The sequence below is a fragment of the Allobosea sp. GW821-FHT03A12 genome (assembly GCF_058986765.1).
The window spans coordinates 107,426-122,317 of the sequence record NZ_JBYSVZ010000008.1 but is presented as its reverse complement, the minus strand read 5'-3'; the positions used below and the strand labels follow the sequence as shown (position 1 = coordinate 122,317).

The window sequence follows — 14,892 nt, the reverse complement described above, 5'->3', positions numbered from 1 at the left end:
CCCGCATCAAAAGGCCGAACGGCCAAGGTTCCAAGGGAGAGACTCCAATGACGATCAAGACCTGTCTTCGTGCTGCCGTTACAGCGCTGGCACTCGGCGCCGCCTTCATCGCCCCGGCCCGGGCCGAGGTCAGCGAGGTCCGCATCTCCAAGGGCTTCGGCATCCTCTATCTGCCGCTGATCGTGATGCAGGATCAGCAGTTCCTGGAGAAGCGCGCCAAGGCGGCCGGGCTCGGCGACGTCAAGGTCAACTGGCTGATGCTCGACGGCGGCAACGTCATCAACGACGCGATGATGGCCGGCACCCTCGATTTCGCCGGCACCGGCGCACCGGGCTTCGTCACGCTCTGGGCCAAGGCCAAGGGCATTCCGGGCGTTGAGGTCGTCGGCGTCTCCGGCATGAGCTCGACCTCGCTCTGGTTGATGTCGAACAAGCCGGAGCTAAAGGCGCTGAAGGACTTCACGACCGCCGACAAGATCGCGCTGCCGGGGATCAAGACCTCGCTCGCCGCGGTGGTGCTGCAGATGATCGCGGCCAAGGAATTCGGCGATGCCAGTTATGCCAAGATGGACCCGATGACGGTCAGCCTGCCGCATCCGGAGGCGCTGGCGGCACTGATCGGCGGCAAGACCGAGATCAAGGCGCATTTCACCTCGCCGCCCTTCCAGTACATCGAGGCGAAGAGCCCCGGAATCCACCGCGTGCTCAACTCGGTCGACTATCTCGGCAACCTGACGCTCGACGTCACCTTCGCGCCGAAGAAGTTCGTCGACGCCAACCCGAAGATGACCCAGGCCTTCATCGACGCGATGGACGACGCCACCGCACTGATCGCCAAGGACAAGAAGCTGGCGGCCGAGATCTTCGCCAAGAGCTCGAAGGTCAAGGTCGACGCGGCCGAGGTCCAGGAGATGATCGAGGACAAGGATGCGCGCTTCACCGCGACGCCCGAAGGTGTGATGCAGTTCGCCGAGTTCATGCACAAGGCCGGCTCGATCAAGGTCAAGCCGGCCAAGTGGAGCGACATGTTCGTGCCGCAGCTCGCAGGGCGCTCGGGGAGCTGAAGCTCTCGCAAGCCGACGACGACAAGGCGCCGCCGCAGCTTCTGCGGCGGCGTTTTCATGTGGAGATCGTCAGGCTTTCGGCTCGCGGCCGGCTCTCGGCCCCTCCGCCAGCGACTTGAAGACGCCGCGCAGGGTGCGGGCCTCCTGCTCGGTCATGTCGAGCCGGTGCAGGATGTCGCGCAGATTGGCGGTCATGATCGGCTTCTTGCCGGGCGGGAAGAAGCCGCAGCGATCAAGCTCGCCCTCGAGATAATCGAACATCGAGAGGACGGTGGCGCGGGTCGCCGGCGGGGAGGGGTTGTTCTCGCGGAAGGCGGGCTCGCCGCCATTGGTCTTCAGCCATTCATAGCCGCAGAGCAGCACCGCCTGCGCCAGGTTGAGCGAGGCGAAGGCGGGGTTGACCGGGAAGGTCAGGATCGCGTCGGCGAAGCTGATTTCCTCATTCGTCAGCCCGATGCGCTCGCGCCCGAACAGGATGCCGACGCGTTCTCCTGTGGCGATGCGCTCGCCGAGGTTCGGCATCGCTTCGGCCGGGGTGAAGACGCGCTTCATCTGGCCGCGCTCGCGCGCCGTGGTCGCCAGCACATGGTTGAGGTCGGCGATCGCTGCGGCAGCATCGGGGAAGAGCCGGGCATTGTCGAGGATGTGGGTGGCGCCGGAGGCGGCCGCGGTTGCGCCCTTCTTCAGACCGCCGCCGCTCGGCCAGCCATCGCGCGGTGCGACGAGGCGCAATTCGGTCAGGCCGAAATTCGCCATGGCGCGGGCGCACATGCCGATGTTCTCGGCGAGCTGCGGTTCGACGAGGATGACGATGGGGGCCTGTCCCGCAATGGACGGGCGTGTGCGGTCGGTGCCGGAACCGGTCATGTGATGAAGGCTGCGTCCTGAAAGAGGCGCAGCCATGCGCCGGCTGTGCCGCTCCCGTCAACCGCTCAGCGGTGATCAGGCGCGACGGCGCTCGTGCCGGAGATCGACCATGTGGCCGGCCTGGCCACTGTCACGCGTGCGGAAAGCCGCGACCAGACCGTTCAACCGCTCGATCTGCTGCGCCAGCGCCGTGGCCGAGGCGGCGCTCTGTTCGGCGAGCGCGGCGTTCGCCTGGGTCATCTCGTCCATATGGGCGATGGTCTGGCTCATCTCATCGATGCCGCTGGCCTGCTCGGACGAAGCCGAGGAAACCTCGGTGACCGTCGTCGCGACGCGCTGCGAGGCCTCGACGATCTGGCCGAGCACCGCACCGGCCGAGCGCACCAGCTCGACGCCGTCACCGACCTGCGTGTTCGAGGCCTTGATCAGCGCCGAGATGCTCTTGGCGGCCTCGGCAGAGCGCTGCGCGAGGGTACGAACCTCGCTGGCGACGACAGCAAAACCCTTGCCGGCATCGCCGGCCCGGGCCGCTTCCACCGCGGCGTTGAGCGCGAGCAGATTGGTCTGGAAGGCGATTTCGTCGATCACCGAGGTGATGTCCGAGATCTGGTGCGACGCCTTTTCGATCCGGGTCATCGCCTGCACGGCGTCGTCGACGATGGCGCCGCCCTTGCGGGCGATGCCACTCGCCTCATGCGAGAGCCTGGCGGCCTGGCGCGAGGCGTCGGCCGCGGCCTTGACCGAGGCGGCGAGCTCCTCGGTGGTCGCGGCGCTCTCCTCCAACGAGGAGGCCTGTTCCTCGGTGCGCTTGGAGAGATCGTCGGCGCCGCTGGTGATCTCGCGGCCGGCGGTCGCGACCTCGACCGATGTCGCCTTGATCGCGTCGACAGTGGCGGCGAGGCGCTCGATCGCGCCGTTGAAATCCTGCTTCAGCGTCTCGTAGTCGGGCGCGACCGCGTCCTCGATCCGCACGGTGAGGTCGCCCTGCGAAAGGCGGGCGAGCGCTTCCGCAAGCAGGGCGACGACCTCGCGCTGCTCGGCGAGCAGGGAGCCCTGTGCCGCTGCGGCCTCCTCGCGCTGGCGGGCGATGGCGAGGTTCTGGCGCTCGGCTGCGGCACGGCCCTCGCTGGTCTCGGCCTCCAGCCGCTGCACGGCGAGGCCATTGTCCTTGAAGACCTGCACGGCCTGCGCCATCTGGCCGATCTCGTCGCGACGCGAGAGGCCGGCGATGGCGACCTCGTAGTCGCCGGCGGCGAGCTTCAGCATGGCGTCGCGCAGGCGGCGGAGCGGCAGGGCGGTGGTGCGCCCGACGATGAAGGCGGCGATCAGGCCGAGCACGAGCGCGGCCGCGATCGTCCCCAGGATGATCATCTGTGTCCAGCTCTGCGCCTGCGCGAGGCGAGTGCCGGCCTGCGCCTCTTCGGTCGAGAGCCGGGTTTCGAGCTCCTGCAGCGGCGGGGCGATCAGGTCGAATTCGCCGGAGAGTTTCTCGCCGGCGAGCATGAAGTCCTTCTCGGCCTTGCTCCAGGCGGGGACGATCTCGGCGTAAGTCCTGAAGGCCGGCTCGATCTCGGCCCTGGCCTCGGCTGGGACGCCCGGGCGGCCGAGCGCGCGCTCGAAGCGGCCCTGCTCGACCTCCCATTGCCCGAGCAGGCTTTCGTCGAGGGAGAGGCGATAGGCGGCGTCGATCCGGCGCAGCGCCGCGAGGATGCCGGGGAGGCGGGCGAGGTCGGCCGAATCCGAGCCCATGCTGTTGGAGCGCACCTTGGTCTCGAGCGCCTCGGCGGCGTCTTCCAGCCTGGCGGCAAGACCTTCGGGAGCGGCGGAACGCAAAGCGAGCTGCATCGCGCTGATCGCCTTGAAGTCGGCCTCGATCGCTTTCATCGGCGCTTCCAGCGCGGCGATGCTGTCGCGTACGCGCTCGGCTCCGTTGGCGCCGCCGAGCCGCGCAATCGCCTGTTTCAGTGATTCAAGACCGCTGCCGAAGTCCTTGATATCCGTCGTTTCCTGGCGGAAGCGGACATCGCGGCTCAAGGCCTTCAACGCGAAGCTCGCGGCACCGACTTCGCGCGAGCGGGCGGCGAGGGCGGAATAGGCTTTGTGGTCCTCGAAGGCGGCGGTGAGCCGGCCGCTGCCGGTCCAGGACGCCAAGCCGATCAGCACGAGGCCGAGAACGAAGACGACGCTGACCAGCGCTATCCGGAGCTGGATCGTCAGGCGCGATGCAGGCGAGCGCGATTGTTCGGTAGACAACGCCATGACCCTCACACCTGTCGAGATTGGGCGGAGCATGGCAAAACAGGCTTAATGTTCCGCTAAACGAAAAAACGGGCGCGGCCTCTCGGCTGCGCCCGCTTTTTTCCAAGACGGCCTGTGGGCCCTAGAACTCTTCCCAGCCGGACTCGTCCGAGCGTGTGTTGGCGTGCTTGCGGGCGGGAGCCTGGCGCGGCGCCTTCTGCTCGGCGAGCGCTGCGGCGAGCTTGCGCAGCCGCTGCGGCTCCGCGCCCGGGCCGGTCGCGATCGCGGCCAGATCGGTGGTGCGCAGCGGGGCCTGGGCATGCGGGGCTGCCGGGAACGGCGAGCGGGCGATCGGCGCGAGCTCGTCGCCGGTCCGGAACGTCGCGACCAGCGCATTGAGCTCGGCGATCTTGCCGGCGAGCGCGTTGGCCGAAGCGGCGCTCTGCTCGGCGAGCGCCGCATTGGCCTGGGTCATTTCGTCCATATGCGCGACGGTTTGGCTCATCTCCTCGATGCCGTTGGCCTGTTCGCTCGAAGCGGTCGCGACCTCGGAGATGGTGGTCTGGACGCCGCGCGAAGCCTCGACGATGCGGGTCAGTGCGTCGCCAGCCTGCTTGACCAGCTTCACGCCGGCCTCGACCTCGGTGTTCGAGGAGGAGATCAGGCCGGAGATGTCCTTGGCGGCTTCACCCGAGCGCTGCGCGAGTGTGCGCACCTCGGAGGCGACGACGGCAAAACCCTTGCCGGCGTCGCCGGCGCGGGCGGCCTCGACCGCCGCGTTGAGCGCGAGCAGGTTGGTCTGGAAGGCGATGCCGTCGATCACCGAGACGATCTCGGAGATTTTCTTCGAGGCGCCTTCGATCCGGGCCATGGCCGCGACCGCCTCGCCGGCGATGGCGCCGCCGTCCTGGGCGACCTGCATGGCCTGGCCGGCCTGGCGAACCGCCTGCTGCGAAGCCTGGGCAGACGCCTTGACGGACGCCGCCAGCTCCTCGGTCGTCGCGGCGCTCTCCTCCAGCGAGGAGGCCTGCTCCTCGGTGCGCTTGGAGAGATCGTCGGCGCCGGTCGAGATCTCGCGGGCCGAGAGGCCGACGTCGGAGGCGTTGGCCTGGATGGTGCGCATCGTCGTCGAGAGCCGCTCGGCGGTCTGGTTGATCGCCTCCTGCAGCGCGGCGAAGCGGCCACGATAGCCGGTGGTCACGCGGTGAGTGAGATCACCGCCGGCGAGCGATTGCATCGCCTCAGCGAACTCGGTCGTTGCGGCATCGACGACGGCGTTGATCTCGTTGACGCCCTCGACCAGCTCGCGCAGCGGCCCCTCGACATCGCCGGCCTCGGCCTGGCCGGAGAAGTCGCCGGCGCGGGCGGCCGCGACGATCTGCGCGACCTCGCCGACGAGGGTGCGGACCTTGGCGGCCTGCTCAGCATCGGCCAGCATGGCGACCTCGCGGTCGCGCCGGTTGGTTTCGAGCGCGAGCGCGTTCTGGCGGTAGTCCTCCAGCGCCGCGCTCAGCGTGCCGAGCTCGTCGGGGCAGGGCGGAGCGGGGATCTTCTGGGCGAAGTCACCGGCCTGCATGCCGGCGAGCGCGGTCTGCAGCTGGACCAGCGGCCGGGTGATACGGCGCTGCACTCCGCGCCAGCTCACGACGCAGATGGCGAGCAAGGCGAGGAAGAGGCCGCCAGTGATGGCGAGCCGGGTCCAGGCCCGTGCCAGCGTCGCCTGCGTCACGTTCTCCATCTCGTCGAAGGACTGGCCGACGGCGGCGAGCATAGTGTTGAACGGGCCGTTGCACTGCTTGGTCCATTCCTCGGCGCCGACGACCGGGCTGCTGCCCTGGCCGACGCGGCCGATCTGCTCGTCCATCAGCTTGTTGGCGGCGGTGACCTCGGTGTTCATCGCATTGACCTTGCGCACCAGCTCGGAGCCGACGCCCGGGCGCCCGGCCAACTGGGTCAACTGGGCGACGCCTGCGTCGGAGGCGCCGCGCATCTCGCCGAGCCGGCGAAGCTGCGCCGCATCCATCGGCTTGTTGCTGCCGAAGACCGGGCGCAGCACCGAGCACTGCGTGCCGTAGCTCGACCGGACCCGCCAGCCGGCGGCCTTGAAGTTCTGCAGGTCGGCGAGCGCCGGATCGGACATGCGGACCGCCGTCGAGGTCGCGTCGGAGGCCGTGGTCATCGCGGTCTCGATGTCGCCGACACCATTGTACCAGGGCATGGTGGCGGCGAGGCTGCGCTGCGGCTTCGGCTTGGCGGCCTCGGCGTAGATCTCCGGCAGCTTGCTCGCGGTCGCCTTCTCCTTCTGCTCGATCGCGTCGGCGAGCGCCTTGCGGTCGGCGAGGTCGGTGCTGCGCAGCAGCGCCATGGCGCTGGCGAGTGCGTCGCGATTGGCCTGCTCGATCTTCTTCAGCGTCGGCGCCGGATCGTCCGCGACCTGGATCGCGGTCTGGGCCTGGCCGCGATTGGAGCGGATCGTGTTGCCGGCGTTGAGGAGGGCTTCGTCGGCCGCGACCAGCTCGACGAGGCGCCGGCTGGTCAGGACGTCCTCGACGGCCTGTTCCGCGAGAAAGGCGAGCGCGCCGAGGCCAGGCACGCACAGGCATGCCATGGTGGCGACGAGGTAGTTCCTGATCGAGGCTGGGAAGAGGTTCACGGGTCCTGTCCGGGCTGTTCTGGCGCGGACAGGAAAGGAGCTAATGCCCCGTCCCCGTTCGCAATGTCGGGCCCGGCAGCGTTGCCAGCATACCTTTAAAATTTTGCCTCATTTCCGCCTTGGCGATTGCCGCGCTCAGCGCGCGGCAACGCTTGCGACCGAGCGCATCACCCGGAGCATGTTGCCGCCGGCGAGCTTGGCGAGGTTCTCGTCCGACCAGCCGCGGCGGATCAGCTCGGCGATCACGCGCGGGAAGGTCGAGGCGTCCTCCAGACCCTCGGGATTGAGGCCGCCGAAGAAGTCGGAGCCGATGCCGATGTGATCATGGCCGATCCGCTTGGCGAGGTATTCGACATGGTCGCAGTACTGCGCCAGCGTCGCCTTCGGCCGCGGACCGGCGGTGCGGACGATCTCGGCCTCGGCCTTCTTGTAGTCGAGCCCGTCCGGCGTCTTGCCGTACTGGTCCTTGGCCGGGCGGTGCCAGTCGCGCGAGGCCTGGCTGATGAAATCAGGCACGAAGGTCGCCATCACCAGCCCGTCGTTCCTGGCGACCCGGTCGAGCACGTCGTCCGGGACGTTACGCGGGTGGTCGCAGAGCGAGAAGGCGTTGGAGTGCGACCAGACCACGGGGCCCGTGCTGACGTCGAGCACGTCGTGCATCACCTTGGGCGAGACATGGGCGAGGTCGACGATCATGCCGAGCCGGTTCATCCGGCCGATGACTTCCTTGCCGAAGGCGGTGAGCCCGTTGTGGCGCGGCGCGTCGGTCGCCGAATCGCACCAGTCATGGGTGTCGTTGTGGCAGAGCGTCATCAGCCGAACGCCGAGGCCCCAATAGGCGTCGAGCGAATCGAGCTCGTTGTCGAGCGCCGAGCCGTTCTCGATCGTCATGAACAGGGCGATGCGGCCTTCCTTCTGGGCTGCTTCGACATCGTCGGCAGAGAGGCCCGGCCGGAAGACGTCGGCATGGCGCTGCCAGATCCGGCGCATCAGCGCGATCTGGGCCAGCGCGAAGCCGGCGGGCTTGGGATGATTCGGCGGGACATAGGCCGCGAAGAACTGCCCGGCGAGCTTGCCGGCCTGCATGCGCGGGATGTCGGTGTCGGTCTCGGGATGGATCTTGCCGAGATCGTAGGCGGCAAGATCGCCCTTCGCGCCCCGGTCGAGCCGCACGACGAAAGGCAAGTCGTTGTGGCCGTCGATCAGCGGGACGCGATCGAGCAGAGCGAGCGCCTTGTCATAGGCGGCGTCGGTGACGGGAGGGGCGGCGAGGACCATGGCGCACCTGGAAAGCGGGAAGCGGGATTCGCGGGGAGGCTGATCGTGGCAGCGCTCGGGCCGGCGCGCGAGGCCTAAAGCGCGGGCCCGGAACGCGATTAGAGCCACCATTCCGGTATCTCGCGCTGGGGTAGTGCGACATCGGCGACAGCAGGGTCCGATATCGCGGGATCGTGTACTGCATGCCGAGCAATCATCTTGCGCCGAATGCGCGCAGGGCCGCAGCATCGGCTGCCTATTGCATATGCAAAGTGACGCAGATTGCTTTTGACAGAAATGTGGCGCGGAGTGATTGTCGAGCGCGCAGTCGGTTGGTAGCTCTGCGCCGAAGTCGCATCCCGCATGCGCCGGTGTCATGCCGCGCAACAAGAACGGGTAATTGATTCGAGGGGTTAGGCGTCGTTCCATGGAAGTATTCGTCCAGCAGCTCATCAATGGGCTGACCCTGGGGTCGATCTACGGCCTCATCGCCATCGGCTACACGATGGTCTTCGGCATCATCGGCATGGTGAATTTCGCCCATGGCGACGTGTTCATGCTGTCGGCCTTCATCGCGCTGATCTTCTTCATGCTGATTTCGGCCTGGCTCGGTGCCGGCCTGATCGTGCTGTCACTGTTCTTCGTCCTGATCCTGGCGATGTTCTTCACCTCGCTGTGGAACTGGACGATCGAGCGGGTGGCCTACCGGCCGTTGCGCGGTTCGTTCCGGCTCGCGCCGCTGATCTCGGCGATCGGCATGTCGATCTTCCTGATGAACTTCGTCCAGGTCGTGCAGGGGCCGCGCAACAAGCCGACGCCGCCGATGCTGAACCAGTCGATCCTGCTGATCGACAGCTCGACCTATCCGGTCTCGATCTCCTACAAGCAGATCGTCATCATCGTGACGACGGTCGTGCTGCTCGCCGCCTTCTGGTACCTGGTGCAGAAGACGCCGCTCGGCCGGGCCCAGCGCGCCTGCGAGCAGGACCGCAAGATGGCGTCCCTGCTCGGCATCGACGTCGACCGCACGATCTCGATCACCTTCGTGATGGGTGCGGCGCTCGCGGCGGTCGCCGGCGTCATGTACCTCGTGCTCTACGGCGTCGTGAACTTCGCGGACGGCTTCACCCCGGGCGTCAAGGCCTTCACCGCGGCGGTCCTCGGCGGCATCGGCTCTCTACCCGGCGCGGTGCTGGGCGGGCTGCTGATCGGCCTGATCGAGGTGATGTGGTCGGCCTATTTCACCATCGACTACAAGGACGTCGCCGCCTTCTGCATCCTCGCGGTCGTCCTGGTGTTCATGCCCTCCGGCATCCTCGGCCGGCCGGAAGTCGAGAAGGTCTGACGCCCATGGCAGGAGAGGCATCGAACCCCGCCAAGCGCCAGGCGGACATGACGACGGCGCTGAAGGAGGCTGCCTTCGCGGCGCTGATCACCTTCGGCCTGTGCATCCCGATCATCGCCTGGGGCACGCGCCAGAACCTCGACAACCAGCTCGTGCTCGATCCGCGCTGGGATGCGGTGGCCTGGGCGGTGGCGATCGTCTTCGTCGGCCGCTTCCTGATGGCGCTGCGCCAGCAGAAGCGCGGCGAGGGCAAGTCGGTGGTGCGGCTGCTGCCGCACGGCACGATCGGCTTCTTCCAGCGCCATTCGCGGATCTTCTCGCTGTTCGGCCTCGGCTTCCTGCTGACCTTCCCGATCATCGCGATCAACCTCGCGGGCTGGGGCGGGGCGCTGAAATGGATCGACAATTTCGGCGTCCAGATCCTGATCTACGTGATGCTCGGCTGGGGGCTGAACATCGTCGTCGGCCTCGCCGGCCTGCTCGACCTCGGCTATGTCGCCTTCTATGCGGTCGGCGCCTATTCCTACGCGCTGCTGGCCAAGAATTTCGGCCTGTCCTTCTGGATCCTGCTGCCGCTCGCCGGCATCCTCGCCGCCTTCTGGGGCATGATCCTCGGCTTCCCGGTGCTGCGGCTGCGCGGCGACTACCTCGCCATCGTGACGCTGGCCTTCGGCGAGATCATCCGCCTCGTCCTGATCAACTGGACGGAGTTCTCCAACGGCTATGCCGGCATCTCCGGCATTCCGCGGCCGAGCTTCTTCGGGATACCGTTCACGGCGGGCGATGACGGCTTCGCGGCGGTGTTCGGGCTCGAATTCTCGCCGCTCTACCGAACGATCTTCCTCTATTACGTCATCCTGTGCATGGCCTTGCTGACCGCCTATGTCAGCCTGCGCCTGCGGCGCCTGCCGGTCGGGCGCGCCTGGGAGGCGCTGCGCGAGGACGAGATCGCCTGCCGTTCGCTCGGCATCAACACCACCAACACCAAGCTGACCGCCTTCTCGCTCGGCGCCATGTTCGGCGGCTTCGCCGGCTCGTTCTTCGCAGCGCGGCAGGGCTTCATCTCGCCTGAATCCTTCGTCTTCATGGAATCGGCGGTGATCCTCGCCATCGTCGTGCTCGGCGGCATGGGCTCGCTCTGGGGCTGCGCCATCGCCGCGATCGCGATGATCGGCGGCACCGAGCTGCTGCGCGAGCTCGACTGGCTGAAGCAGATCTTCGGCCAGGACTTCGACCCGACCAAGTACCGCATGCTGATCTTCGGCTTCGCCATGGTGGTGATCATGATCTGGAAGCCGCGCGGGCTGATCTCGACCCGCGAGCCGACCGCTTTCCTCAAGGAGAAGAAGGTGATCTCGGCCGACATGGTCCAGGAGGGGCATGGCTGATGACGACCAAGCCGCTTCTTCAGGTCGAGCATGTCACCATGCGCTTCGGCGGCCTGACCGCCGTCAACGACCTCTCCTTCGAGGCCCGCAAGGGCGACATCACCGCCCTGATCGGCCCGAACGGTGCCGGCAAGACCACGGTGTTCAACTGCATCACCGGCTTCTACAAGCCGACCGAAGGCATGATGACGCTGACGCAGGACAGCGGTGACAGCTACCTGCTCGAGCGCATGCCGGACTTCCGCATCGCCTGGAAGGCCAAGGTCGCCCGCACCTTCCAGAACATTCGCCTGTTCGGCGGCATGACGGTGCTGGAGAACCTCCTGGTCGCGCAGCACAACCCGCTGATGATCGCCTCGGGCTTCACCTTCCTCGGCGTGCTCGGCATCGGCGGCTACAAGGCCCGCGAGCGCGAGGCGATCGAGAAGGCCAAGTTCTGGCTGGAGAAGATCAACCTGATCCATCGCGCCGACGATCCGGCCGCCGACCTGCCTTATGGCGACCAGCGCCGCCTCGAGATCGCGCGGGCGATGTGCACCGACCCGGTGCTGCTCTGCCTCGACGAGCCGGCCGCCGGCCTCAACCCGCGCGAGAGCCTCGACCTCAACAATCTGCTCCTGTCGATCCGCAAGGACCACGGCACGGCGCTGCTCCTGATCGAACACGACATGTCGGTGGTGATGGAAATCTCTGATCATGTCGTGGTGCTCGACTACGGCACCAAGATCGCGGACGGCACGCCGGCCGAAGTACAGGCCGATCCGAAGGTGATCGCCGCCTATCTCGGCGTCGACGACGAAGAGGTCGAGCAGGTGGAAGCGGAGGTCGGCCTATGAGCGAAGCTCAAGCGCTTCTCTCCGTCCGCGGCGTCAAGACCTATTATGGCAAGATCATCGCGCTGAAGGGCGTCGACGTCGATGTTCGCCAGGGCGAGATCGTGACGATGATCGGCGCCAACGGCGCCGGCAAGTCGACGCTGATGATGACGATCTTCGGTGCCCCGCAGGCGCGCGAGGGCAGCATCACCTATGAAGGGCGCGACATCACCAAGATGCCAAGCCACGAGATCGCGCGCCTCGGCATCGCGCAGTCGCCGGAAGGCCGGCGCATCTTCCCGCGCATGACCGTGTTCGAGAACCTGCAGATGGGCGCCGCCGTCGCCGGCATGCAGTATTTTGACGAGGACCTCGAAAAGATCTGCAAGCTGTTCCCGCGCGTGAAGGAGCGCCTGCAGCAACGCGGCGGCACGCTCTCGGGCGGCGAGCAGCAGATGGTGGCGATCGCGCGTGCGTTGATGGCGCGGCCGAAGCTCCTGATGCTCGACGAGCCCTCGCTCGGTCTCGCTCCCCTGATCGTCAAGCAGATCTTCGAGGCGATCAAGGAGCTCAACCGCAGCCAGGGGCTGACCGTGTTCCTGGTCGAGCAGAACGCCTTCCATGCGCTGAAGCTCGCCCATCGCGGCTATGTCATGGTCAACGGCGTCATCACCATGAGCGGCTCCGGCAAGGAACTGCTCGCCAATCCGCAGGTGCGGGCGGCCTATCTCGAAGGCGGGCGGCATTGAGCGCCGCGGGCTTGAACGGAGCACGATGATGCAGGGCATCCTCTACGAAGAGCCGACCATCTGGCTGTTCCTGCTGGTGACTGTGGTGATGGGCGGCTGGGCCGCCTGGATGGCCGGCCGGGCGGTGGCGATCACCTGGCGCCCGCCGCTCCAGCTCGTCTTCTACACGCTGATCCTCGGGCTGGTGATCCGCTTCATCCACTTCGCCCTGTTCGAGGCGACGCTGCTGACGCTGCACTATTACATCGTCGACACGCTGGTGCTCTTCGCCTTTGCCCTCGCCGGCTGGCGCTACAACCGGGCGCGGCAGATGACGACGCAATATCGCTGGCTCTACGAGCGCACCGGACCCTTCAGCTGGAAGGCGCGTGCGAGCGCCTGAAGCCGGCGAAAACACCACGAAAGTTCACTGGGCTTGCCGCGTGACAGCACCGCGAAAAAGCGCAAGACTGCGTATTCCGGTGGCACCACGCGCCGAGACGGGACGGCCAGGCCGACCCGTAATATACTCACAGGGGAGTCACAACGCATGAAGAAGCTGCTCTTGGGCGGAATTGCCCTTGGCGCGGTCCTTGCCCTTTCGGGCGTAGCGAACGCACAGATCAAGCTCGGCGTCGGCGGCCCGATCACGGGTCCGAATGCGGCGTTCGGCGCGCAGCTGAAGAACGGGGCGGAACAGGCTGCCGAAGACATCAACGCGGCGGGCGGCATCCTCGGCCAGAAGATCCAGGTCGTGGTCGGCGACGACGTCTCGGATCCGAAGCAGGGCGTCTCGGTCGCCAACAAGTTCGTCGGTGACGGCGTCAAGCTGGTGCTCGGCCACTTCAACTCCGGCGTCACCATGCCGGCGTCGGAAGTCTATGCCGAGAACGGCATCCTGATGATCAGCCCGTCGGCGACCAACCCGAAGATCACCGAGCGCGGCCTCTGGAACGTGTTCCGCACCTGCGGCCGTGACGATCAGCAAGGTTCGGTGGCGGCCGAGTACATCGCCAAGAACCTCAAGGACAAGAAGATCGCCATCGTCCACGACAAGACGACCTATGGCCAGGGCCTTGCCGACGAGACCCGCAAGGGCCTGACCAAGGCCGGGATCAAGGACGTGCTCTATGAAGGCGTCAACGCCGGCGAGAAGGATTTCTCGGCGCTGATCTCGAAGCTGAAGTCGACGGGCGCCGACTACCTCTACTGGGGTGGCCTGCACACCGAGGGTGGCCTGATCGTGCGCCAGATGCGCGACCAGGGCCTGAAGACCGTGCTGATCTCCGGCGACGGCATCACCACCGACGAGTTCGCCACGATCGGCGGCCCGGGCGTCGAAGGCACGCTGATGACCTTCCCGCCGGACCCGCAGAAGCGTCCTGAGGCGGCTGCGGTCCTGAAGAAGTTCGAGGCTCGCAAGTTCAAGCCGGAAGCCTACACGCTGTACAGCTATGCCGCTGTCCAGATCATGGCCGAAGGCGCCAAGCGCGCGAACTCGGTGGATCCGAAGAAGATCGCCGCGGCGCTGCATGGCGGCGAGCCGGTCGAGACCGTCATCGGCAAGATCGGCTTCGACAAGAAGGGCGACATCACCCGTCCCGACTACACCGTCTACACCTGGAAGAAGGGTGCCGACGGCAAGATCGGCTATGTCGAGAACTGATCGCGTCTGATCGCCTCGCGGCGTGAGACGAGCCCGCTCCGGAGCGATCCGGGGCGGGTTTTTCTTTGGCGGCTCCTGCAGGGCCGAGCCGGGCCTTTAGAGCCGCGGTCAAGAAACCGAGGCGCGTTGTCGGGGGAGGCGATGCCGTCCTCCGGCTGCAAGCGCTAAGCAATCAGAGGAGTCGCCGATGACCGTCACCATCACCGCCTTCGAGCGCTCACCGGATCGCGGCAGGGGCCTGGCGCGCGACATGCGCGTGCGCTGGGCGCTGGAGGAGGTCGGGCAGCCCTATGAGGTTCGTCTCGTTTCCTTCAGCGCCATGAAGCAGCCCGCGCATCTGTCGCTGCAGCCCTTCGGGCAGATTCCGACCTATGAGGACGGAGATCTCAACCTGTTCGAGTCGGGGGCGATCGTGCTCCATATCGCCGAGCACCATCCGGGCCTGCTGCCGGACGATGCCAATGCGCGGGCGCGGGCGATCATGTGGATGTTCGCGGCGCTCGACACGATGGAGCCGACGATCTTCGACCGCGCCATGGTCGGGATCCTCGAGCGCGATGAGCCCTGGTACGAGCAGCGCCTGCGTAGCCTCGACGAGCGGGTTCGCAAGCTGCTTGGACGTCTTTCCGATCGCCTGGGTGATGCAGACTGGCTCGATGGCGCCTTCAGCGCCGGCGACCTCTTGATGGTCACAGTGCTGCGCCGCCTGCAGAGCTCGGGCATTCTGGACGAGTACCCACGCCTTGCCGCCTATGTCGCCCGCGCCGAGGCGCGGCCGGCCTACCAGCGCGCATTCGCGGCCCAGCTGGCGGTCTTCACCGCGGCGGCGGGCTGATTGCGCGCTGGCGCCGTTCCGTTCGCGAGGGCTCAT

The 14,892-nt window shown here is 66.9% G+C and carries 11 protein-coding genes and 1 pseudogene; 8 read left to right on the top strand and 4 right to left on the bottom strand.

Going from position 1 to position 14,892, the window contains the following annotated elements; translation table 11 throughout:
• Positions 1–47 precede the first annotated feature (47 nt).
• Complete coding sequence (locus AC3WLC_RS28545; protein WP_493687271.1) at positions 48–1,064, top strand: ABC transporter substrate-binding protein; 1,017 nt, start codon at positions 48–50, stop codon at positions 1,062–1,064.
• Positions 1,065–1,133: 69 nt separating this feature from the next.
• Here AC3WLC_RS28545 and AC3WLC_RS28540 read toward each other — a convergent pair whose 3' ends face one another.
• The 4 genes from AC3WLC_RS28540 to AC3WLC_RS28525 form a co-directional block, all read right to left on the bottom strand.
• Positions 1,134–1,931: an RNA methyltransferase gene (locus AC3WLC_RS28540; RefSeq protein ID WP_493687270.1), complete on the bottom strand. Its 798-nt coding sequence runs from the start codon at positions 1,929–1,931 to the stop codon at positions 1,134–1,136.
• 75 nt (positions 1,932–2,006) lie between these two features.
• Complete coding sequence (locus AC3WLC_RS28535; protein WP_493687269.1) at positions 2,007–4,190, bottom strand: methyl-accepting chemotaxis protein; 2,184 nt, start codon at positions 4,188–4,190, stop codon at positions 2,007–2,009.
• A 121-nt stretch (positions 4,191–4,311) separates the two neighbouring features.
• Positions 4,312–6,822, bottom strand: coding sequence for a methyl-accepting chemotaxis protein (locus AC3WLC_RS28530; RefSeq protein WP_493687268.1), 2,511 nt, complete (start codon positions 6,820–6,822; stop codon positions 4,312–4,314).
• A gap of 135 nt (positions 6,823–6,957) precedes the next feature.
• Positions 6,958–8,100, bottom strand: a complete 1,143-nt coding sequence (locus AC3WLC_RS28525) for a dipeptidase (protein ID WP_493687267.1) — start codon at positions 8,098–8,100, stop codon at positions 6,958–6,960.
• 406 nt (positions 8,101–8,506) lie between these two features.
• Here AC3WLC_RS28525 and AC3WLC_RS28520 point away from each other — a divergent pair, with 406 nt between their 5' ends.
• From AC3WLC_RS28520 to AC3WLC_RS28490, 7 genes and pseudogenes are all read left to right on the top strand, one after another.
• Positions 8,507–9,424, top strand: coding sequence for a branched-chain amino acid ABC transporter permease (locus tag AC3WLC_RS28520; protein ID WP_346356910.1), 918 nt, complete (start codon positions 8,507–8,509; stop codon positions 9,422–9,424).
• Between the two features lie 5 nt (positions 9,425–9,429).
• Positions 9,430–10,812 (top strand): high-affinity branched-chain amino acid ABC transporter permease LivM, encoded by a 1,383-nt coding sequence (livM, locus tag AC3WLC_RS28515; protein WP_493687266.1) that lies wholly within the window; start codon positions 9,430–9,432, stop codon positions 10,810–10,812.
• Positions 10,812–11,618 (top strand): annotated as a pseudogene (locus AC3WLC_RS28510) (ABC transporter ATP-binding protein); the annotation flags it as partial. The gene livM and the pseudogene AC3WLC_RS28510, both read left to right, overlap by 1 nt.
• A gap of 26 nt (positions 11,619–11,644) precedes the next feature.
• Positions 11,645–12,376, top strand: coding sequence for an ABC transporter ATP-binding protein (locus tag AC3WLC_RS28505; protein ID WP_346356907.1), 732 nt, complete (start codon positions 11,645–11,647; stop codon positions 12,374–12,376).
• A gap of 28 nt (positions 12,377–12,404) precedes the next feature.
• The gene (locus AC3WLC_RS28500; RefSeq protein WP_493687265.1) at positions 12,405–12,758 is read left to right on the top strand and encodes a DUF6867 family protein; all 354 of its coding nucleotides are present in this window, start codon (positions 12,405–12,407) and stop codon (positions 12,756–12,758) included.
• Positions 12,759–12,905: 147 nt separating this feature from the next.
• Positions 12,906–14,021: a branched-chain amino acid ABC transporter substrate-binding protein gene (locus tag AC3WLC_RS28495; RefSeq protein ID WP_493687264.1), complete on the top strand. Its 1,116-nt coding sequence runs from the start codon at positions 12,906–12,908 to the stop codon at positions 14,019–14,021.
• Positions 14,022–14,208: 187 nt separating this feature from the next.
• The gene (locus AC3WLC_RS28490; protein ID WP_493687263.1) at positions 14,209–14,856 is read left to right on the top strand and encodes a glutathione S-transferase family protein; all 648 of its coding nucleotides are present in this window, start codon (positions 14,209–14,211) and stop codon (positions 14,854–14,856) included.
• Positions 14,857–14,892: the final 36 nt, after the last annotated feature.